Origin of the sequence: Mycobacterium sp. 852014-50255_SCH5639931 (assembly GCF_001665605.1) — a bacterium.
Taxonomy (GTDB): Bacteria; Actinomycetota; Actinomycetes; order Mycobacteriales; family Mycobacteriaceae; genus Mycobacterium; species Mycobacterium paraffinicum.
On record NZ_LZSV01000010.1, the window covers coordinates 85,456 to 106,830 of the forward strand.

Sequence of the window (21,375 nt, forward strand, 5' to 3'; positions counted from 1 at the left end):
GCGTGCTAGTTGATCAGCGGGTCGCGCGGCATACCGAGGATCCGCTCGGCGATCTGATTGCGGGTGACCTCCGAGGTGCCGCCGGCGATCGCCATGCCGCGCGCTCCCATCGCCAGCCGGCCCACCACCGCGCCGGGCCCGTCCATGAGTGCGACCTCCGGTCCGGCCAGCGCCGCCCAGATCGCGGCGCCGTCCACCATGTGTTCGGCCAGCTTCAGCTTGGTGATGTTGCCTTCCGGGCCGGGCCCGGCTCCCTCGACGCTGCGCGCGGCGCGGCGCAGGTTCAGCAGCCGGAGCGCGTGATCGTCGGCGAGGAAGGATCCGATCCGAATCGGCGCGCCCGCCAAGCGATCCGACTGCTGCTGAGCGAGCTGCACCAGGGTGGACGCCAAGCCCTCGTAGAACGATCCGCTGCCACCGATGCTCACTCGCTCGTTGCCCAGCGTCGCACGGGCGACCGTCCACCCCGAGTTGGGCGTCCCGACGACGTCCTCGTCGGGAACGAACACGTCGTTGAAGAACACCTCGTTGAATTCCGAGCCACCGGTGATCTGCCGCAACGGCCGCACCTCGACGCCCGGGCCCTTCATGTCGATGATGACGGTGGTGATGCCGGCGTGCTTAGGAGCTTCCGGGTCGGTGCGGACGGTGGCCAGGCCGCGCGCGCAATACTGGGCCCCGCTGGTCCAGACCTTCTGCCCGTTGATCTTCCAGCCGCCGTCCACCCGGGTGCCGCGGGTCCTGACCGATGCCGCGTCGGAGCCGGCCTCGGGTTCGGAGAACAACTGGCACCAGATCTCCTCTTGGCGCAGCGCCTTTTCCACGAATCTCTCGATCTGCCAATCGGTTCCGTGCTGGATCAGGGTCAGGATCACCCACCCGGTGATCGAGTAATCGGGCCGCTTGATGCCGGCCGCTCGGAACTCCTCCTCGATCACCAGCTGCTCGACCGCGTCGGCGGCGCGACCCCACGGCTTGGGCCAGTGCGGCATGACGTAACCCGTCTCGATCAGCTTGTCGCGTTGCGCTGTTTTGTCCAGGGCGGCGATCTCGGCGGCGTCGGCATGGATCCGGGTGCGCAATTGTTCGGCCTCGGGCGGCAGATCCAGGCTGTTCTCCCGCTTGGCGCCGGCGGCCGTGCGCTCGAAGACATCCCGGGCCGGCGCGTCACCGCCGAACAGCGCCGCGATCACCAGCGCGCGGCGCAGATGCAGATGCGCGTCGTGCTCCCAGGTGAAACCGATGCCGCCATGCACCTGAATGTTCAGCTCAGCGTTGCGTGCATAGGCGGGGAAAGCCAGGGCCGCGGCGACCGCGGCGGCCAGCTGGAACTGGTTTTCGTCCTCGGACGCCGCGCGCGAGGCATCCCACACCGCTGCGACCCCGGCCTCGGATGCCACCAGCATGTTCGCGCAATGATGCTTCACCGCTTGGAAAGTGGCGATGGTGCGCCCGAACTGCTGCCGCACCTTGGCGTAGTCCACGGAGGCGTCCACGCAGTCCGCCGCGCCACCCACCGCCTCGGCGGCCAGCAGCGTCCGCGCCCGGGCCAGCGCCGATGCCCGCGCGCCCACCACGACGTCGTCGGCGCTGACGTTCACGTTCTCCAGTCGGACCCGTCCGGAGCGCCGGGTCGGGTCGAAGTTGTTCGGCACCTCGACCGACACGCCGGCGCGATCGCGCTCCAGCAGCAGCACGTCTTCGCCCGCGGTGATCAGCAGCAGCTCGGCCAGCCCGGCGCCGAGCACGATTCCGGCGTCACCGTCGGCGATCCCGTTTTTGAGTTGCACCTCGCCGTTCAGGCCGATGCCCGCGGTGACGGTCCCGTCGATCAGCCCGGGCAGCAGCCGCGACTTCTGTTCGGCGCTACCGTCTTTGGCGATCACTGCCGAGGCGATGACGGTCGGCACGAACGGCCCGGGCGCGACGGCGCGGCCGAGTTCCTCGACCACCACCACGAGTTCGGGCAGACCGAAACCGGATCCGCCGTATTCTTCGTCGACGTGCAGGCCGAGCCAGCCCAGCTCGACGAGGTTCTGCCAGAACGGCGGCCGGGATTCCTCGGCGGCGTCGAGCAGGGACCGCGCCGCCCAGCGAGCCTTCTGCGAGGTCAGGAACCCGCGCGCGACCTCGGCGAGTTCACGGTGGTCGTCGGTCAGTGCGATACCCATGAGGGGCCCTCCTCGCTACCGGCTGGGTAGCCGGCCCCGCTTCGAGGGGAAGCGGGGCGGCTGCCTAAAGAGTGTACTTAATGCGAGGAGGGCGACCCGTGGGGGTGGCTACTTGGGCGCGAACCGCTGTCCGGCGTCCAGCCGCAGGCACTGGCCGTTGAGCATCGGGTTCTCCACGATGGCCGCCACCAGCTTGGCGTACTCGATCGGCCTGCCGAGACGCTTGGGGAAGGCGGCGTCCTTGGTGAGCGCCGACGCGAATTCGTCCGGAATCCCCTGTGTCAATCCGGTGGCGAACAGGCTGGGTGCGATCGCCAGCACACGAATTCCCAGGGAGCCCAGGTCGCGGGCCATGGTCAGGCACATGCCGGCGATGCCGGCCTTGGCGGCGGTGTAGGCGACCTGCCCGATCTGACCCTCGAAGGCCGCGATCGAAGCGGTGTTGATGATGACCCCGCGCTCTTCGTCCTCGGGCTCGTTCTTGGCCATGTGCGCGGCGGCCAGCCGGCTGATGTTGAAGGTGGCGATCAGGTTGAGATCGATCACTGATTGGAAGGACTCGAGGTCATGGGGGCCGGACTTGGTCATCGTCCGCTTGGCAATGCCGCCGCCCGCGGTGGTGATGATGACGTGCAGGCCGCCCAGTTTGTCGACGGCGGTCTGCAGCGTCTCCTCGGTGCCCTTGAAGTCGGTGACGTCGACCGGATAGAACGCCCCGCCGATGGCTTCGGCCACGGTCTTGCCGTCGGAACCCTCGCGGTCGAGGATGGCGACCTCCGCCCCGCGCTCGGTCAGCAGCTCCGCGGAGGCACGACCCATCCCCGACGCGCCGCCGATGACGACGACCTTCTTCCCGTTGATCTCCATCCGGACCCTTCCTTTCGGGTTGTCAGATCTCTTGCAATCTGTAACGTTACGTAGGCACGCTAGCGTGTCCGTCGGGGAGGGTTGTCGGCGAGCCATGCCAAGCTGATTTCGTGCTCCTTCTCGACGTCGCGACGACCTCACTTGACGTGGGCGGCACATCGTCACGGCTGAGCAAGGTCGCCCACATCGCCGACCTGTTGCGCCGCGCGGCGGCCGACCCCGACGGGGTCGCGATCGTGGTCTCCTGGCTGTCGGGTGAGCTGCCCCAGCGCCAGATCGGGGTGGGCTGGGCGTCGTTGCGGTCGCGGCCGGCGCCGGCGTCGCAGCCGACGTTGACCGTCGCCGGTGTGGACGCCGGCTTCTCGGAGATCGGGGCGGTGTCGGGCAAGGGCTCGCAGGCGCGGCGTGCCGAACTCGTGGCGGGACTGTTCGCCGCCGCGACCGACACCGAGCAGGCCTTCCTGGTGCGGTTGCTCGGCGGGGAGCTGCGCCAGGGCGCGCTGGCGGGGATCATGGCGGACGCGGTGGCCAGGGCCGCCGACATCCCGGTCGCGTCGGTACAACGCGCCGCAATGCTGGGCGGGGACTTGCCGGCCGTGGCGGCCGCCGCCCTGGGCGGCGGGACCGGGGCGCTTGACGCGTTCGCCCTGCGGGTCGGCCGGCCGGTCGGCCCGATGCTGGCGCAGACCGCCACCGGAGTGGCCGATGCGCTCGAACGCCACGGCGGCACAACCATTTTCGAGGCCAAGCTGGACGGCGCCCGGGTGCAGATCCACCGGGCCGGTGACGAGGTCACCGTCTACACCCGAAGCCTTGACGACGTGACCGCCCGGCTGCCCGAGGTGGTGGATGCGACGCTGGCCCTGCCGGTGCGCGACCTCATCGCCGACGGTGAGGCGATCGCGCTGCGGCCCGACAACTCCCCGCACCGCTTCCAGGTCACCGCGTCGCGGTTCGGCCGATCGGTCGATGTGGACGCGGCCCGTGCGGCGCAACCACTTTCGGTGTTCTTCTTCGACATCTTGCACCGCGACGGCGCCGACCTGCTCGACGCGCCGACCGCCGAGCGGCTGGCCGCCCTGGACGCGCTCGTGCCGGCCGCGCAGCGGGTGGACCGGCTGCTGACCTCCGACCCCGCCGCCGCCGCGGGCTTCCTGGACGCGACACTGGCCGCCGGCCACGAAGGCGTGCTGGCCAAGTCGCCGGACGCGCCGTATCAGGCGGGCCGGCGCGGGGCCGGCTGGCTGAAGGTCAAGCCGGTGCACACGCTGGATCTGGTGGTGCTCGCGGTGGAATGGGGATCGGGGCGCCGAAGCGGCAAGCTCTCCAACATCCATCTCGGGGCGCGCGACCCGGCCACCGGTGAATTCGTCATGGTGGGAAAGACTTTCAAGGGAATGACCGACGCCATGCTGGACTGGCAGACCGCGCGGTTCAGCGAACTCGCCGTCAGCGGAACCGACGGTTACGTCGTGCGGTTGCGGCCCGAGCAGGTGGTCGAGGTGGCGTTGGACGGCGTCCAGAAATCCTCGCGCTACCCCGGCGGTGTGGCGCTGCGGTTCGCCCGGGTGGTGCGCTACCGCGACGACAAAGGCCCGGCGGAGGCCGACACGATCGATGCCGTGCGGGCGCTGTATTAAGTCGAGCGCTGTTCTTCTTCCGCGCGTAGGGTTTCCGCCGTGGCAGTGAAAGCGCGCGACGACGACGTCAGCTACATCCACACCGACGACGAGCTACCCCCCGTGGCGATCGTCGACCGCTCCCCCATCACCGTCCGGCACAAGATTGTGTTCGGGGCCGTCGCCGTGATCGGTGCGGTCGCCTGGGCGATCATCGCGTTCGCGCGCGGCGAGGCGGTCAACGCGGTCTGGTTCGTGGTCGCGGCGATCTGCACGTACCTCATCGGCTTCCGGTTCTACGCCCGGCTGATCGAGATGAAAATCGTCCGCCCGCGCGACGATCACGCCACGCCGGCCGAAGTGTTCGAGGACGGCACCGACTATGTGCCCACCGACCGGCGGGTGTTGTTCGGTCATCATTTCGCCGCCATCGCCGGAGCCGGACCACTCGTCGGCCCGGTGCTCGCCGCGCAGATGGGCTATCTGCCCTGCAGCATCTGGATAGTCATCGGCGCCGTGTTCGCCGGCGCGGTGCAGGATTACCTGGTCTTGTGGATCTCCACCCGGCGGCGGGGACGTTCCCTGGGCCAGATGGCCCGCGACGAACTCGGCGCCACCGGCGGCGCGGCCGCCCTGGTCGGGGCGTTCGTCATCATGGTGATCATCATCGCGGTGCTGGCCCTAGTGGTGGTGCGGGGCCTGGCCCAAAGCCCCTGGGGCGTGTTCTCCATCGGCATGACCATCCCCATCGCCCTCTTCATGGGGTGCTACCTGCGGTTCCTGCGGCCCGGGCGGGTCGCGGAGGTGTCGATCATCGGTTTCGTGCTGCTGATGCTGGCCGTGGCCTCCGGCAACTGGGTCGGTGAAACACCTTGGGCCGCAACGTGGTTGAGCATCTCGCCGGTGACGGTTTCGTGGCTGATCATCGGCTACGGTTTCCTGGCTTCGGTGCTGCCGGTCTGGCTGCTGCTGGCCCCACGTGATTATCTCTCCACATTCATGAAGGTCGGCGCCATCGCCCTGCTCGCGGTCGGCATCTGCCTGGCCCGCCCGCTCATGCAGGCACCCGCGATCTCGCGGTTCGCCGCCAGCGGCGACGGGCCGGTGTTCCCCGGCTCGCTGTTCCCCTTCCTGTTCATCACCATCGCGTGCGGTGCGCTGTCCGGATTCCACGCACTGATCTCGTCGGGGACGACGCCCAAGCTGCTGGAGAAGGAAAGCCAGATGCGGTTCATCGGGTACGGCGGCATGCTCACCGAGTCGTTCGTCGCCGTCATGGCCCTGATCAGCGCATCGATCCTCGACCAACACCTGTACTTCGCACTCAACGCCCCGGCCGCGCAAACCGGCGGCACCGCGGCCACCGCCGCCGACTACGTCAATCGGCTCGGCCTGTCGGGGGCCCCGGCGACCGCGGACCAGCTCACCAGGGCCGCAGCCGGCGTGGGAGAAAAGTCGATCGTGTCGCGCACCGGCGGAGCCCCGACGCTGGCGGTCGGCATGTCGGAGGTGTTGCAGCGGGTCTTCGGCGGGCTGGGTCTCAAGGCGTTCTGGTATCACTTCGCGATCATGTTCGAGGCGCTGTTCATCCTGACCGCCGTCGACGCGGGCACCCGCGTCGCGCGGTTCATGCTGTCCGACGCACTCGGCAACCTCGGCGGCCCGCTGGCCAAACTGCGCAACCCGAGCTGGCGGCCGGGCGTCTGGCTCTGCAGCCTCGCCGTGGCCGCGGCCTGGGGCAGCATCCTGCTGATGGGCGTGACGGATCCGCTGGGCGGTATCAATACCCTGTTTCCGCTGTTCGGCATCGCCAACCAGCTGCTGGCCGCCGTCGCGCTGACCGTCATCACCGTGATCGTCATCAAGAAGGGCCTGCTCAAGTGGGCGTGGATTCCCGGGAGTCCGTTGCTGTGGGACTTGGCGGTCACGCTCACCGCGTCGTGGCAGAAGATCTTCTCGGCGGATCCCAATGTCGGTTACTGGACGCAGCACTTCCAATACCTCGCGGCGAGAAACGCCGGCAAGACGTCGTTCGGGTCGGCCAAGAACGTTCATCAACTCGACGACGTCATCAGGAACACCTTCATCCAGGGCACGCTGTCGGTTCTGTTCGCGCTTGTCGTCGTCATCGTGGTGATCACCGGGGTGGTCGTCGCGCTGGGCGCGATGCGCGGCGCGGGCAGGCCGCTGACCGAGGATGAGCCGGTGCCGTCGAAGCGGTTTGCGCCGTCGGGTCTCATCGCCACCGCCGCCGAGCGGGAGTTGCAAAAACGATGGGACGCGCCGGCCAAAAAGGTCGTGTCGAACTCCCCAGCGCGGTCCTAAGATTGCGCGATGAGAGTCGGCATCGACTTTGGCACCACACACACTGTCGTTGCGGCCGTCGACCGAGGCAACTACCCCGTCATCTCGTTTGACGGCGTCGACGCGTGGCCGTCGATCGTCGCGGCCAACGCCGCCGGGGACTTGCGGTTCGGCGCGGAGGCCGCCGCCGTCCGCCACGACCCGGGGTGGTCGGTGTTGCGATCGTTCAAACGTCTGCTCAACGAGGCCGGGCCCCAAACCGAGGTGAGCCTGGCCGGCCGCAGCCATCGACTGGCCGACCTCCTCACCGGCTTTCTGGCACAACTCAAGAGCGACTTGCTGCGCCACTCCAACGCCAGCCTCACCGCGGGGGAAACCATCGAGGCCGCAATCAGCGTGCCGGCCAACGCCTCGAGTGCCCAGCGCCTGCTGACACTGGACGCCTTCGTCGCGGCGGGGTTCCACGTCGTCGCGCTACTCAACGAGCCGTCGGCCGCGAGCCTGGAATACGCGCACCGGTACCGCTCCACCATCACCGCCAAACGGGAATACGTCCTAATCTATGACCTGGGCGGCGGCACCTTCGACGCGTCGCTGCTCAAGATGACCGGGCACGCGAACGAGGTCGTCATCAGTGAGGGCATCCAGCGGCTGGGCGGCGACGACTTCGACGAGGCGATCGTCGACCTCGTCCTGGCCGGTTCGCGGCTCTCCGGCGTCAACGCCGCGGCCCGCGATCTGCTGCGGGAGGAGTGCGCCGCCCGCAAAGAGGCCGTGGGGCCGCAGACGCGCCGCTTCCTGGTGGACCTGTCGGGCGTCGACGGGGTGGACCGGCCCCCGTTCTCGTGTCCGGTCGACGACGTCTATGCGGCCTGCGCGCCGCTGGTCGACAAGACGATGAAGCTGCTCGAACGCGTCCTGCACAACCCGGCGCCGGGCGGCACCGACGTGACCTGGTCGGAGGTTGCCGGCATCTACGTCGTGGGCGGCGCCGGCAGCTTCCCGCTCGTTTCGCGGATGCTGCGCACCGCCTTCGGCGACAAGCGGGTCAAACGCTCACCGCACCCCTTCGCGGCCACCGCCATCGGCCTGGCCGTCTTCCTCGACAAGGAATCCGATTTCGCGCTCTCCGAACGCTTCTCGCGCAACTTCGGCGTTTTCCGCGAGGCCGAGGCGGGCGCCGGTGTCGTCTTCGACCCGATCGTGTGCAAGGACGTCTCATTGCCCGCCGATGGGCACACCCCGCTGGTGGTGAAGCGGACCTACCGGGCGGCGCACAACATCGGCCACTTCCGGTTCGTCGAGTGCAGCCGCCTGGTCAACGGCCGGCCAGACGGCGACGTGACGCCCTACGATCCGGTGCTGTTCCCGTTCGACCCGGCCCTGCACGGGCGCGACGACCTCGGGCGCCAGCCGGTCGGCCGGTGGCGGGACGGGCCCGATGTCGAGGAGCGCTATGTCATCGCGCCCAGCGGCGCGGTCGAAGTGACCCTGACGACGCAGCCGGCCGGGTTCAAACGCACCTTCCGCCTGGAGCGCCGCGCCTCCGCGAGCGCGTGACGCCGCCATGGAGCTGTACGAAGTCATGCGGACGACTTTCGCGGCACGCGACTTCACCGACGACGACCCGGTGCCCGACGAGGTGTTGTGGCGCATCTTCGACAACGCCCGGTTCGCCCCGAGCGGAGGCAACCGGCAGGGCGCCCACATCACCGTGGTGCGTGACCCGGACACCCGTCGCCGCCTCGCCGAGCTGGGCGTGACGGCAGCCCGGCGCTACTTCGCCCAGCTGCAGGCGGGTGAAAACCCTTGGAATTCAATCCATCCCAGCGGCGTGCCGCAGGACGTCATCGACCAGACCGAGATCCCCGACACCTTCGTCGCGCCAATCGCGAAAGCGCCGGTCGTTCTTGTTGTTTCGGTCGACTTGACCGTCGTCGCATCCATCGATCAGGACCTGGACCGCGTCGGCCTGGCCGGCGGCGCGTCGGTCTACCCGCTGATCTGGAACATTCTGCTGGCCGCCCGCAGCGAGGGGTACGGCGGCACCATCACAACCATGGCCATCGCGGCCGAGGACGAGGTCCGCCGGCTGCTGGGAATCCCCGACCTGCACGCGCTCGCCGCGGTTGTGCCCCTGGGCAAACCGGTGCGCCAGCCGACCAAGCTGCGCCGCCGCCCGGTCGCGGAATTCATCACTCGCGACCGCTTCGACGGTCCGGCATTCGAGGGCTGAGGGGCTGTCCGTCCCTATTCGATGACATCGGCATAGATGTCCAAAAGCCGGAACCTTGTCGCATCGAGATGCTCTCCGAGAACCGCGATCACACGCTTCTGCAGCTCGTACCCCAGTTCGTGGTCCTCTTCGCACTTGCCGCGCAGGCATTTGCCGTCGAAACCGATGGCGCGCGTCGTCTCGACCGCACGCGCGTCGAACCGCCAGTTGTACGGTGGCACCAACCACGACCATCCAAGGATGTCTCCGTCTCCGAGCGTCTGCACCGTCAAGCTGCCACGGCCCAGAGCGGGGGTTTCGAGCGCGATCCTGCCGGCGCGGATGAGGTAGAAGTGATCAGCGGGCTGGCCCTCGCGGAAGATCAACTCACCCGCGCTGAAGCGCAGGTTTGCCGCACACCCGACCGCCAACTGCACATAGCGCGGGTCCATCCCGCGGAAGAACGGGTGTCTGGCCAGAACGCCCTCTAGCGTCCTCACTAACTGTTTCCTTCACCGGTGCCGATTAATTGCTTAAGACGGACGATAGTTGATTATGAAGCCCCACGTTCGGCGATCGAAGAGAAGAATCGCCACGGCATAGCCCCGTACTGCGTCTCGGCGAGAAGGAGCCATCCGCATGTCCACCTGGTTCATCACCGGCTGCTCGACCGGACTCGGTCGAGCGCTCGCCGAGGCCGTCATCGGGGCCGGTCACAACGCCGTCGTCACCGCGCGCGATGTCAAGAAGGTCGCCGACCTGGCCTCGGCCGCGCCCGAGCGGGTACTCGCCGTCGTCCTCGACGTCACCGCCCCCGCGCAGGTCGCCTCGGCGGTGCGCGAGGCCCACGACCGTTTCGGCGTCCCGGACGTCCTGGTCAACAATGCCGGCTACGGTTACCGCGCCGCCGTGGAAGAAGGCGACGACGCCGACGTGCGCACGCTGTTCGAGACGCACTTCTTCGGCACCGTCGCCATGATCAAGGCCGTCCTGCCCGGCATGCGGGCACGCCGCAGCGGCGCGATCGTCAACATCTCCTCGATCGGCGCAACGGTGACTCCGGTGGGCTCCGGCTACTACGCGGCGGCCAAAGCCGCCATCGAAGGCATGAGCGGCGCGCTGCGCGGTGAGCTTGCCCCGCTGGGCATCTCGGTGACCATCGTCGAGCCCGGCGCGTTCCGCACCGATTTCGCCGGGCGCTCGCTCGTCCAGTCGGCCACCGTCATCGACGACTACGCGGACACCGCCGGCCAACGCCGCAAGGAGAACGACACCATGCACGGCAACCAGGCCGGTGACCCCGCCAAGGCGGCCACCGCAATCATCGCGGCGGTCGAGTCGAGCGAGCCCCCAGGATTCCTGCTGCTCGGCCCCGACGCCCTGGCCTTCTACCGCTACGTCGCGGACGCCCGCTCCGGCGAGATCGCGAAATGGGAACAGCTCACGAGCGGCACTAACTTCGGACCGTAACCTGCTGTCGCAGCTTGTTTTTCGCGAGTTTTCCGGTCGGGGTCCGGGGCAGGTCGTCGACGAACTCGACCGAACGGGGCGCCTTGTAGTGGGCGATCCGGTCGCGGACATAGTCGACGAGATCTGCTGAGAGGGAATCGGTTCCACTCACCCCGGGCACCAGCTGCACGAACGCTTTGACCTCCTCACCCATCTCGGGGTGAGGCACGCCGATCACGGCGACATCGAGCACCGCGGGGTGCAGGGCCAGGGCGTTCTCGACTTCCTGCGGGTAGATGTTGACCCCGCCGGAGATGATCATGAACGACTTCCGGTCGGTGAGGTAAAGGAAGCCGTCGGGGTCGACGTAACCGAGGTCGCCGACGGTCGTCCAGAATGGATGTTGCGGGTGGCAGGCCGCGGCGGTTTTGTCGGGATCGTTGTGGTACACGAACGGTAGATGGTCGCGTTCGAAGTACACCGTGCCGACGGCACCGACGGGCAACTCGTTTCCATCGTCATCGCAGATGTGCAGCGCCCCGAGCACGCTTTGCCCCACCGAACCGGCGTGGGTGAGCCACCGCTCGGAGTCGATGAACGTCAAGCCGTGCGCCTCGGTCGAGCCGTAGAACTCGTAGATGATCGGGCCGAGCCAGTCGATCATCGCCCGTTTGACATCGATCGGGCAGGGCGCGGCGGAGTGCATGAGCATCCGCAGGCTCGACAGGTCATAACGGCGCCGGATGGTCTGATCCAGTTTGAGTAGCCGGATGAACATGGTCGGAACCAGCTGCGCGACGGTGACCCGGTAGTGCTCGATGTAGCGCAGGGTGGCTTCGGCGTCGAACTTGTTGGCCAGCACCACCGTTCCACCGAGCGCCTGCACCATGCCGCACCATCGCAGGGGTGCGGCATGGTAGACGGGCGCCGGAGACAGATAGACGTCGGTGGCTTCGATCCCGTAGAAATGGCTGGCCATGGCCAGGATCGGATCTCCCGGTTCGTCGATCCGCCGGTCTGGCAGCGGCGGCTTGACACCCTTCGGGAATCCCGTTGTGCCGGAGGAATACAGCATGACGGCGCCCGACGGTTCGGCTTGCAGGCGGGGGCCGGCCTCGGCGAGAGCGGTTTCGTAGCAATCGAAACCGGGAACGTCGCCGCCGAACGCCAGGCGCAGGCCGGCGCCGTCGGCCTGCGCGGCGACTTCGGCGGCGAGGGCGGCCAGCGCAGCCGACGCGATCAGCGCGCGTGCACCCGAGTCACGCACGATGTAGCCGGCCTCCTGCGCCGTGAGGTGGTGATTGACGGCGGTGATGTACAGGCCGGATCGTTGCGTCGCCCAGTACACCTCGAAGGCTTCCGCGGCGTTGTCGGACAGCAGTGCGACGACATCGCCACGGCGGAGCCCGGCGTCGTGCAGCACCCGCGCCAGCGAGGCGGAGTTGTCGTCGAGTTGCCGGTAGGTCAACACCTGCCCGGTCTCGGCGAGGACGACGGCGGGGCGATGAGGACCACCGTCTGCGTGGGTACCCGGGTACATCGATCAGGCGGTCGCCGCGGCCGACACGACAACGGGATAAACCCGCTTGGCGCGGTCATTGGTCATGTCGACATGCACGAACTTTTGCTCGGTGTACTCGTCGAGGGCACCGGGCCCGAGCTCGCGCCCCAGACCGCTTTGCTTCATGCCGCCGAAGGGGAACATCGCATTGACCATGTGCCAGTCGTTGATCCACACCGTTCCGGATTCCAACTCGCGGGCGATCGCCAGCGCGCGTTCATTGTCTGTGCTCCACACCCCCGCGGACAGTCCGTACTCGCTGTCGTTGGCGATCGCGGCCGCCTCGGCGTCGTCTGCGCATTTGATCACCACGAGCACCGGCCCGAAGATCTCCTCCCGGGCCACCCGCATGTCGTTGGTGGCGCCGGTCAGGATCGTGGGCGCGACCCAATGGCCGTCGGCGAGTTCGGACTCGGTGGGGACCGTGCCCTGGAATGCGATCTTGCAGCCCTCCTCTTGCCCCAGCGCGATGTACTTCTCCACTCGGGCTTTCTGTTTGGCGGAAATCAGCGGGCCAACGTCGGTGGTCGGGTCCATCGGATTACCCACGACGAGCGTGGACGCGCGGGCGACCAGCCTTCGCACGAACTCGTCGTGAATTGACGCGTGCAGCACCAGCCGGGTGCCGGACTCGCAGGCCTGCCCGCACATCAGCAAGAATCCGAACAGCGTGCCGTCGACCGCCAAATCCAGGTCGGCGTCGTCGCAGACGATGTTGGCGCCCTTGCCACCCAACTCGAGGGTGACCCGCTTGACGTTGGCGGCGGCGGCGCGCATCACGGTCTTACCGACTTCGGTTGAGCCGGTGAAGGCTACCTTGCGCACATCGGGGTGCTCGGCGAGCCGGGCGCCGACCACGGGCCCCGGCCCGGTGATCACGTTCAGCACACCCGCCGGCAGCCCGACTTCGTCCGCCGCCCTGGCCAATTCGAGCAACGTCAGCGGAGTCTGGTCGTCGGGCTTGAGCACGATCGTGTTGCCGGCCGCCAATGCGGGCCCCAGCTTCCATACCGCCAGCAGCAACGGGAAGTTCCACGGCACGATGCCGGCGCACACACCCACCGGCTCGCGACGAAGAACGCCGGCGGCCAGCGTGGGCGCTTCGATCAAGGCTCCGCTCTCCTCGAACGCATACGAGCGCGCCAACGACGCGAAGTATTTCAGGTGGGCGATCGAGTAGCCCAGGAGAAAAGCGCCCGCGGACCGTGCGGTTGCACCGTTTTCGCGTACCTGCAGGACCGTCAACTCGTCGAACCGCGCGGCGAGGTTGTCCGCGATCGCATCGAGGATGCGGGCGCGTTCCGCCGCGGGCGTCAACCGCCAGACGCCGGAGGCATGTGCAGCCTTTGCCGCCGCGACGGCCTCGTCGGCCATAGTCACATCGCCCCGCGCAACGGTCGCAACCAATCGGTTCGTCGCGGGATCGCGCACCTCCAAGCTGCTTGACGCGTCGCGCCACCGCCCGTCGATGTACATCGGGTAGTGCGGAATGTCAGTCATGTCTTCCTTGCCTCTAGTCATCGGGTCCGGCGGCGCCAATGTGCGAAACTCCTCCATCGGCCGGCGGCGTGGTGCGCGGCGCTGACCCCGGCCGGGATGCCCAGCGGGGCAGCGATAATGACGACGATGGTGATGAGGCTCATGGCCGCTTCAGAACCGGATCAGCCCGCGGAGATTGACCCCGGCGTGCAGGTCGGCGTAGCCGGTGTTGATCTCGTCGAGGGTGTATTCCCGGGTGACGAGCTCGTCGAGCTTCAGCCGCCCGGCGCGGTACAGGTCGAGCATTCGGGGTATGTCGTGCCGGGGATTGGACGATCCGAAAAGCGAACCGCGAACCTGCTTTTCGTACAGGGTCAAATCGAAGAGCGACATGGCGACGGACGTGTCGGTCGGGTGCGGGATCGCGGTCATCACCACCCTGCCGCGCTTGCCGACCAGGCTCAGCGCCTGAGCCACATACGCGCCTTCAGCCGTGTCGGTGCTGACCACGCAGACGTCAGCCATCTGGCCGCGCGTCAGGTCGGTGATCAGGGCTTGGGCCTCGTCGACCGTCGCCGCGGTGTGGGTGGCGCCGAACTCCAGTGAACGGCCCCGCTTGTACTCCACGGGATCCAGCGCGACGATCACGCGTGCCCCAGAGATCCGCGCGCCTTGCACCGCGTTCATGCCGATCCCGCCCACACCCATGACCACCACGGTGTCGCCGTCACGCGCTTCGCCGGTGCGCACCATGCTGCCGTAGCCGGTGGTGACGCCGCACCCCACCAGGGCGGCGGTGTCCAGCGCGGTGGAAGGATCGACCTTGATCACCGATGCCAGTGGCACCACCGTGTATTCGGAGAACGTTCCCAGCACGCACATTTGACCCAGCGCTTGGCCTTTCGCGTGGAATCGGAAGGTGCCGTCGAGTTGCGGTCCCGCGATGATGGCGGCGCCGAGCACGCACAGGTTGCTCATGCCACGCGAACACGGTTCGCAGCGGCCGCAGGCGGGGATGAAGCTCAGCGCAACTGAATCGCCTTCGGCGACTTCGGTGACACCCGGGCCGACATCGACGACGACGCCGGCGCCCTCATGCCCACCGACGACCGGTAGCTGCATCGGCATGTCGCCGGTGATCAGGTGGTCATCGGAGTGGCACAGCCCGGCGGCGGCCATCTTGACCAGGACCTCGTTCTCCTTAGGCCCGTCGAGGTCGACCTCTTCGACCTCCCACTTCTGGTGCAGCCCCCACAGCACCGCTGCTTTCGTTTTCATCGAAAACTCCTTGAATTCAGCGCTTCTCGGGTGTCCAGGTCGCCGGCAGGCTGTTGACACCGTTGATGAAGTTGGCCAGCGCGTAGTTGGGCTGCGGCGCCGAGATATCCGGGATGCGCGTGTAGACCTCGGTCAGCAACGCCTTGAGCATGGTGCGTGCCAGCGCCGCGCCCAGGCAGAAGTGCGGACCGCCACCACCGAAGGCGATGTGCGGATTCGGGTTTCGCAGGATGTTGAACGAGTGGGGGTCTTCGAAGACGTCCTCGTCGCGGTTGCCCGAGTAGTACCACAGCACCACCTTGTCGCCGGCCTTGATCTCCGAGCCGCGCACGGTGATGTCCTGGGTGGCGGTGCGGCGCATGTGCAGCAGCGGCGACCCCCAGCGCAACACCTCCTCGACGGCGGTGCCGACCCGGCCCTCGACGTCCTCGACGAGCAGCGCGCGCTGGTCGGGGAATTTCGAGAGGGCGGCGATGGCGTGGGCCGAGGCGTGCCGCGTGGTGTCGTTGGACGCGACACCCATCAAAACGAAGAAGGCCTTCAGCTCGTCGTCGGTCATCTTCTTGCCGTCGAACTCGGCCTGCACCATCCAGGTCATCAGGTCGTCGCCGGGGTTGGCCCGCCGCTCGGGGATCAAGACGGTCGCCACGGCGTGCAGGTCCATCACGGCGCCCATGAACAGTTCGAGTTCGCTCTGCTCGCCGCGGATGTTCGGGTCTGTCCAGCCCACGAGCCGCTGCGCGGCGCTGACGGCCTGGTCACGCAGTTCGCCTTCGGGCAGGCCGAAGAAGCTGCCGAAAATGCGGCCGGGCAGCTTGACCGACACGAGTTGCACGAAGTCACCCTCACCCAGGTGCGCCATCTCGCTGACCAGGTCATGGGCGTGGCCGCGGATCCAGCCTTCCAAGCGGCGAACGTTCTTGGGCTTGAAGGCCTCCGTCGTGATTCCGCGCAGCTGGGTGTGCCGCGGGGCGTCCATGGCGATGAACGACTGGGCGATCTCCACCGCCTCGGGGGCGAAGTCCTCCATGGTGATGCCCTGCGCCGAGGAGAAGATCTCCGGGTGGCGGCTGGCCATCCGGATGTCCTCTTGTTTGGTCAGCGACCAGAAGCCCCTGGTGTTGAGCTCGGGGGGCAGCAGATCCGACTCCGCGGGGCGGCTCCACGGCACGGGGTTCTCCGCGCGCAGGACGGCGAAGGCGGCGTCCCGCTCTTCGGGGGGTTTCGCCCAGAACTCGCGGGCGCTCAGGTCGATGTCTTTATGGGTAGGCGCGGTCGTGGGTGCGGTGGTCATTGGGGAGCCCTTTCTGGCGGTGGGCAGTGGTGCACGTCACCGCGGTTAAACCCATGCTGGTCAGCGCGGTGGCGGCGCGGCACAGGCGCGAGTGCCAAACACTGGCCTGCGCGGGCCAGCGCATGGAACCGGCGATCAGGCCACCGGTGCGCGGAAGGTGGCGACCAGGCCGCCACCGTCGCGCGCGGCGAAGTCGACCCGGCCGCCCATCGCTTCGGCGATCTGCTGCACAATCCACAGGCCGAGCCCGGCGGTGCCACGTTGGCCGCCGACGCTGACGTACTTGGTGGTCAGCTCGCCCAGGCTGTCAGCCGGGATGCCCGGCCCGCGGTCGGCCACGGTGCAGACCAACTCGTCGCCTTCCCGCGAGCACGTGACGTCGACCGGTTCCCGCCGGCCGTGCCGGGAGGCGTTCTCCAGGAGGTTGGTCAGCAGCCGGCGCAGCCCTTGGGCGTTCACGGCCACGGCGCCGACGTCGCCGCTGACGCTCAGCCGCAACCGCGGCGCCGCCAGACCGACAGCGTCGGCGGCGGCAACGATGAGGTCGGCCACGTCGACGCGACGGACCCGGCCAGTCGAGAATGTCGGGCGGCGACTCAGCGCGACGTCGGAGAGCGCGTCGAGCATGTCGGCGAGGTGGTGGACGTGGCGGGCCACCAGATGCAGACTGGTTTCCCGGTCGGCCTGCGACATTGCCCGCTGCGAAGTCAGTGCCTCGGTCAGCGCCTCCAAAGACGTCACGGGAGTGCGGAATTCGTGCACCAGCACCTGAAGTCCGTCCTGTTGCGACTGGTATGAGCGCAGCAGGCGCGCCCGCAGGTCGCGTTCCTCTTCGGCGGCGGCGTGTTCGGCCTCGGCCTCTACCAGCGCCCGCACCCGGGAGCGGTGTTCGCGTTCGGCGAGCGCGGAGAGCCCCGCGGTGATGATCGCGACGAAGATCAGATACACCGCCGACCACCCCGCCTGTAGGGCCGGAGCCGCGGCGACCGGAAGTCTGGGCGACGACGTCAGCGCCACCGGAACATAGGCGGCACCCAAAAGGATTGCGACCAACAAGGTTTCGCTGAATGACAGCCGCGCCGCCGAGGCGATGACGGCCAGCGCCAGCACCGCGACCACCGGGCTGTAGACGCCGCCGCTCAAGGCGATGAGCGCCAGCGTGAACGCCGAATCGAAGCCGGTTACCAGCCACGAGTACCGGGTGCGCCGCACCTCCAGCTGCGGATAGGCCATCACGACGGCCGCGTAAAGCATCGCGGCGCCCAACACCGCGACCGTGGCCGCGGTGTGCTGCCGGACCCACTGGGGTCCGATCGCCAGCAGCACGCCGATTGAGATGACCACGGCGACCCGTACCGCGACGACGGTGCGGGCCAGCCCGTAGTCCTCGCCGTCGAAGTCCGACGTTGTTCGATCGAGCGGTCTCACCCAGCTGACCATAGAGTTTGGGTTAGCATCGCGGCAATGACTCGCTCGCCGTACGTCGTGGTGATCGTGGACGACCATGAGCTGTTTGCGCAGGGCCTGGCCCTGTTGCTCACCCGCGAATGGGGCGAACTGTTCACCGTCGGCGGCCAGACGACGTACGTGGAAGAGGCCGCCGACCTGGTGGCCCGCTGCGACGCCGATGTCGCGATCATCGACCTGTCGATGCCGCCCCTGGGCGGGGTCGCCGCCATCCGGCACATCAAGGCGCGCCACCCGAAGACCCGGATCCTGGCGCTTTCGGGGACCGACGACCTGGGGCTGGCCGAAGAGGCGTTGCGGGCCGGAGCCGACGGTTTTCTGCCCAAAACCGCCAGGCCGGAGTCGCTGGCGGGGCCGCTATGGACGATTGCGGAGGGGTTGCGGGTCGTCGACGGCGCCCTGCTCGATGCGCTGCTGAGCAACACCCGCAAGCCGCCGTCCGAGCTGCTGAACAGCCTCAGCGCGCAGGATTTCCAACTGTGGACGCTGCTCGCGACGGGCATGGAGACCGGCGACATCGCCCAGCGGATGCTGGTGTCGGAGCGCACCGCCAAACGCATGGTCGCCGCGCTGCTGCACAAACTTGGAGTCAACAACCGCATCGCCGCTGCCGCCCTGGCCGGGCGCTACCGGTTGCTCGATGACGTCGCCGAAACCGGCCGGATCAGTTGAGGATCCGGATCGCCTGCGCGGGGCACATCGCGGCCGCCCGAATCACCCGTTCGCGGTCGGCTTCGGGCGGGTCCGGCTCGAGCACCACCACCTGTTCGGCACCGTCGGGAATGTCGAACACGTCGGGGGCGGCCAGCAGGCACTGCCCATGCCCCTCGCACAGGTCGTAGTCGACGGTGATGCGCATGACCGCCAGTATCGGCCCCTCAGGGGCACCGCGGACGGTCCGCACGCGCCAGATGTGGCCTGGCCGGGCCAGCTAGTCCAGGGCCTTTCAGCCCTAGGCGGACGACGCAGCATCTGCCCATTCTGGAGACCCTTAGCGTTCCCTTCCTGAGCCGAAAACCCGATCATGACCACTACCCGCACTCAGACCGCCTCGTCCCTCGAGCCGCCCGCCGTCACAGAACAGCGCATACGCGAACTCGACGCGATCGTCGGCGCGGCGGCCCAGGCTGCCCGAGAATTCCGCAAGCTCGACCAGCAGCAGGTCGATGCGATCGTCGAGGCCATGGTGCGCGCGGGGGTACGCGCCGCCGGCGAACTGGCGAGCATCGCGATCGAGGAGACGGGTTTCGGCGTCTTCGAGGACAAAGTCGTCAAGAACTATGTGGCCACCGAGTTCCTGCACGACTATCTGCGCGGCAAGAAATCGGTGGGAGTCATCGACGAGGACGTCGAACACAACATCGCCCACGTGGCCGAGCCGATCGGGGTCGTGCTGGGCATCACCCCGGTGACCAACCCGACCTCGACGGTGCTGTTCAAGGCGATCGTCGCCGCCAAGACTCGCAACGCGATCCTCTTCCGGCCGTCACCGTATGCGGTGCGCTGCTGCGAACGCAGCCTCGAAATCCTCCGCACCGCGGCCGAAGCGGCCGGGATGCCGCCCGGGGCGCTGCAGGTCATTCCCGATGCCGCGCACGAGGTGACGCACTACCTGTTCAAGCACGCCGGAGTCGATTTCATATGGGTGACAGGCGGACCGAAGATCGTCGCCCTGGCGAATTCGGCCGGAAAGCCCGGGCTGTCCGTCGGTCCCGGCAACGCGCCCATCTACGTTCACAAGACGGCCGACCTGAAAGGTGCGGTCGTCGACATCTTGATCTCGAAAACCTTTGACTCCTCGGTCATTTGCCCGGCCGAACAAACCTGCATCATCGACGACGAGGTATACGACGAGGTGATCGCCGAGTTCGAGCGGATGGGCGCCCGAGTGCTCACTCCCGGCGAGGCCACGGCGGTGGCGGAGTTCGCCTTTGGCTGCGGCGACAAGATCGCGCACGAGGCGGTTGGGCAGAAGGCGTCGGAGCTGGCCGCCCGAGCCGGCTTCAGCGTGTCGCCGACCGTGAAGGTGCTGCTGGCACAGCTACCTGCCGACCTGGATGAACTCGCTTCGCATCCCCTGTTGCAGGAGAAGCTGATGCCGGTGCTCGGCGTGGTGCGCGCACGCGGCGTACAGCACGCCATCGACGTGGCCGTCCTGGTCACCGAGCACGGGGGGCTGGGTCACACGTCGGCGGTGTACGCCAACGACGAGGACGTCATCGAGGCATACGGTCTGGCGGTTCGCACGGGCCGCATCCTGGTGAACGCGCCCACTGCGGTCGGAGCCCTCGGCGGGGTCTACAACAACCTGACACCGACGTTCTCGCTGGGTTGCGGCACCTGGGGCGGGTCCAGCACGACGGAGAACGTCAACTATCTGCAACTGCTGAACATCAAGACCGTCTCGCGGCGCCGCACCCCGCCGCAGTGGTTCCGTGTCCCGTCCAACACCTACTTCAACGAAGGCGCACTGGACAACTTGCGCGATCTCGACTGCGAAACCGTCGTGGTGATCACCGACGTCCCGACCGAAGAGCGCGGCGTGGTCGAGGTGCTGCGCGGCAAGTTGCGCGCCCCACACGTGCAGGTGTTCAACGAGGTGACACCGGAGCCCGACGAGAGGACCATCCGCCGTGGTGTCGCGATGCTGCAGCGGGTCCAACCCGATCTGCTGGTCGCCGTGGGCGGCGGCTCGGTGCTGGACGCCGGCAAGGCGATCCGCCTGTTCTACGAACACCCGGAAAAGAGCCTCGACGAGTTGACGATGCCGTTCCTCGACCCGCGCAAGCGCGTGGCCGACTATCCGGTCGACCGCCATCGCGTCCAATTGGTTGCTGTCCCAACCACATCGGGTACCGGATCGGAAGTCTCGCCGGCGGCGGTGTTGACGGTGCGCGGAAAGAAGGAGACGCTCGTCGACTACAGCCTGGTGCCTGACCTCGCGGTCGTCGACCCGGTCCTCACCTCGTCGATGCCGCAGACGCTGACCGCCGACACCGGCATCGACGCGCTGACCCATGCGCTGGAGGCGGCCGTCTCGATCTTCGCGTCGCCGTATACGGATGCGTTGTGCGCCCAGGCGGCGCGACTGATCTTCGATGCGTTGCCGAGGGCATACGACGACCCCGGCGACCTTTCGGCGCGCACTGACATGTCCAATGCGGCAACCCTTGCCGGGCTTGCCTTTTCGAACGCGTTCGTCGGGACCAATCATGCGCTCGCCCATGCGGTCGGGGCGAGATTCGAGATCCCGCATGGCCGGGCGAACGGTATTTTCCTGCCGCACGTGCTGCGCTACAACGCAAGTCTGCCCAGCAAGTTCATGCCCGCGCCGGGTTATTCCGCCTACGTGGCCCCGGACAAGTACGCGCAGCTCGGTCAGCTGATCTTCGGCGGCCATGAGCCGCACGAATGCCGCGACCGGTTGTTTCATGGGGTCGATGATCTGCTGAACCGACTGAACATGCCACGATCGGTGCGCGAGTGCGGCGTCGACGAGGAGGAGTACCTAGGGGCGCTACCGGCGTTGGCGATGACGGCTTTCGAGGACCTCAGCAACCGCACGAATCCGCGGATGCCCTTGGTGAGCGAGATCTCCGCTTTGCTTCGGGTGGCCTTCTACGGCGATGCCGAAGCACAACCTCAGCCGCGCAGCTGAGGCATTGAGGCCA

General features: G+C 67.8%; 16 protein-coding genes. 7 read left to right on the forward strand and 9 right to left on the reverse strand.

Features of this window, described 5'->3' with window-relative positions; all coding sequences use genetic code 11:
• Window positions 1-5: 5 nt before the first annotated feature.
• Window positions 6-2,171 (reverse strand): acyl-CoA dehydrogenase, encoded by a 2,166-nt coding sequence (locus A5758_RS04945; protein WP_067737272.1) that lies wholly within the window; start codon window positions 2,169-2,171, stop codon window positions 6-8.
• A 108-nt stretch (window positions 2,172-2,279) separates the two neighbouring features.
• Window positions 2,280-3,038: an SDR family NAD(P)-dependent oxidoreductase gene (locus tag A5758_RS04950; protein WP_067204519.1), complete on the reverse strand. Its 759-nt coding sequence runs from the start codon at window positions 3,036-3,038 to the stop codon at window positions 2,280-2,282.
• Window positions 3,039-3,148: 110 nt separating this feature from the next.
• Between A5758_RS04950 and A5758_RS04955 the strand changes: the two genes are divergently transcribed.
• The 4 genes from A5758_RS04955 to A5758_RS04970 are packed head-to-tail and all read left to right on the forward strand — an operon-like array spanning window position 3,149 to window position 9,197.
• Window positions 3,149-4,678 (forward strand): ATP-dependent DNA ligase, encoded by a 1,530-nt coding sequence (locus A5758_RS04955; RefSeq protein ID WP_067737275.1) that lies wholly within the window; start codon window positions 3,149-3,151, stop codon window positions 4,676-4,678.
• Window positions 4,679-4,717: 39 nt separating this feature from the next.
• Window positions 4,718-6,982, forward strand: coding sequence for a carbon starvation CstA family protein (locus A5758_RS04960; RefSeq protein WP_067737278.1), 2,265 nt, complete (start codon window positions 4,718-4,720; stop codon window positions 6,980-6,982).
• Between the two features lie 9 nt (window positions 6,983-6,991).
• The gene (locus A5758_RS04965; protein WP_067204525.1) at window positions 6,992-8,521 is read left to right on the forward strand and encodes an Hsp70 family protein; all 1,530 of its coding nucleotides are present in this window, start codon (window positions 6,992-6,994) and stop codon (window positions 8,519-8,521) included.
• A gap of 7 nt (window positions 8,522-8,528) precedes the next feature.
• Entirely contained in the window at window positions 8,529-9,197 is a 669-nt protein-coding gene (locus tag A5758_RS04970; protein ID WP_067737281.1) for a nitroreductase family protein, read from the forward strand.
• A gap of 14 nt (window positions 9,198-9,211) precedes the next feature.
• Here the strand turns inward: A5758_RS04970 and A5758_RS04975 are convergent, their stop codons facing one another.
• Window positions 9,212-9,676 (reverse strand): cyclic nucleotide-binding domain-containing protein, encoded by a 465-nt coding sequence (locus A5758_RS04975; RefSeq protein ID WP_067204530.1) that lies wholly within the window; start codon window positions 9,674-9,676, stop codon window positions 9,212-9,214.
• A gap of 139 nt (window positions 9,677-9,815) precedes the next feature.
• Here A5758_RS04975 and A5758_RS04980 point away from each other — a divergent pair, with 139 nt between their 5' ends.
• Window positions 9,816-10,646: an oxidoreductase gene (locus A5758_RS04980; RefSeq protein ID WP_067737284.1), complete on the forward strand. Its 831-nt coding sequence runs from the start codon at window positions 9,816-9,818 to the stop codon at window positions 10,644-10,646.
• On the opposite strand, the gene A5758_RS04985 is transcribed toward A5758_RS04980, so the two are convergent.
• The 5 genes from A5758_RS04985 to A5758_RS05005 form a co-directional block, all read right to left on the reverse strand.
• Window positions 10,630-12,165, reverse strand: a complete 1,536-nt coding sequence (locus A5758_RS04985; protein WP_067737287.1) for an AMP-binding protein — start codon at window positions 12,163-12,165, stop codon at window positions 10,630-10,632. The two genes, A5758_RS04980 and A5758_RS04985, sit on opposite strands and share 17 nt — an antisense overlap.
• 3 nt (window positions 12,166-12,168) lie before the next feature.
• Window positions 12,169-13,686 (reverse strand): aldehyde dehydrogenase, encoded by a 1,518-nt coding sequence (locus A5758_RS04990; RefSeq protein WP_067737290.1) that lies wholly within the window; start codon window positions 13,684-13,686, stop codon window positions 12,169-12,171.
• Between the two features lie 150 nt (window positions 13,687-13,836).
• Window positions 13,837-14,943, reverse strand: coding sequence for an NDMA-dependent alcohol dehydrogenase (locus A5758_RS04995; protein ID WP_067737293.1), 1,107 nt, complete (start codon window positions 14,941-14,943; stop codon window positions 13,837-13,839).
• 16 nt (window positions 14,944-14,959) lie between these two features.
• A complete protein-coding gene (locus A5758_RS05000; RefSeq protein ID WP_067737296.1) occupies window positions 14,960-16,237 on the reverse strand; it encodes a cytochrome P450 in 1,278 nt (425 codons plus the stop codon).
• Between the two features lie 135 nt (window positions 16,238-16,372).
• Complete coding sequence (locus A5758_RS05005) at window positions 16,373-17,665, reverse strand: sensor histidine kinase KdpD (protein ID WP_231987226.1); 1,293 nt, start codon at window positions 17,663-17,665, stop codon at window positions 16,373-16,375.
• A 36-nt stretch (window positions 17,666-17,701) separates the two neighbouring features.
• Here A5758_RS05005 and A5758_RS05010 point away from each other — a divergent pair, with 36 nt between their 5' ends.
• A complete protein-coding gene (locus tag A5758_RS05010) occupies window positions 17,702-18,376 on the forward strand; it encodes a response regulator transcription factor (RefSeq protein WP_197503758.1) in 675 nt (224 codons plus the stop codon).
• Here the strand turns inward: A5758_RS05010 and A5758_RS05015 are convergent.
• Window positions 18,369-18,563, reverse strand: coding sequence for a ferredoxin (locus A5758_RS05015; protein WP_066952295.1), 195 nt, complete (start codon window positions 18,561-18,563; stop codon window positions 18,369-18,371). The genes A5758_RS05010 and A5758_RS05015 overlap by 8 nt on opposite strands.
• A gap of 165 nt (window positions 18,564-18,728) precedes the next feature.
• Here A5758_RS05015 and adhE point away from each other — a divergent pair, with 165 nt between their 5' ends.
• Window positions 18,729-21,362, forward strand: coding sequence for a bifunctional acetaldehyde-CoA/alcohol dehydrogenase (gene adhE, locus A5758_RS05020; protein ID WP_067737302.1), 2,634 nt, complete (start codon window positions 18,729-18,731; stop codon window positions 21,360-21,362).
• The last annotated feature ends 13 nt before the right edge of the window (window positions 21,363-21,375 follow it).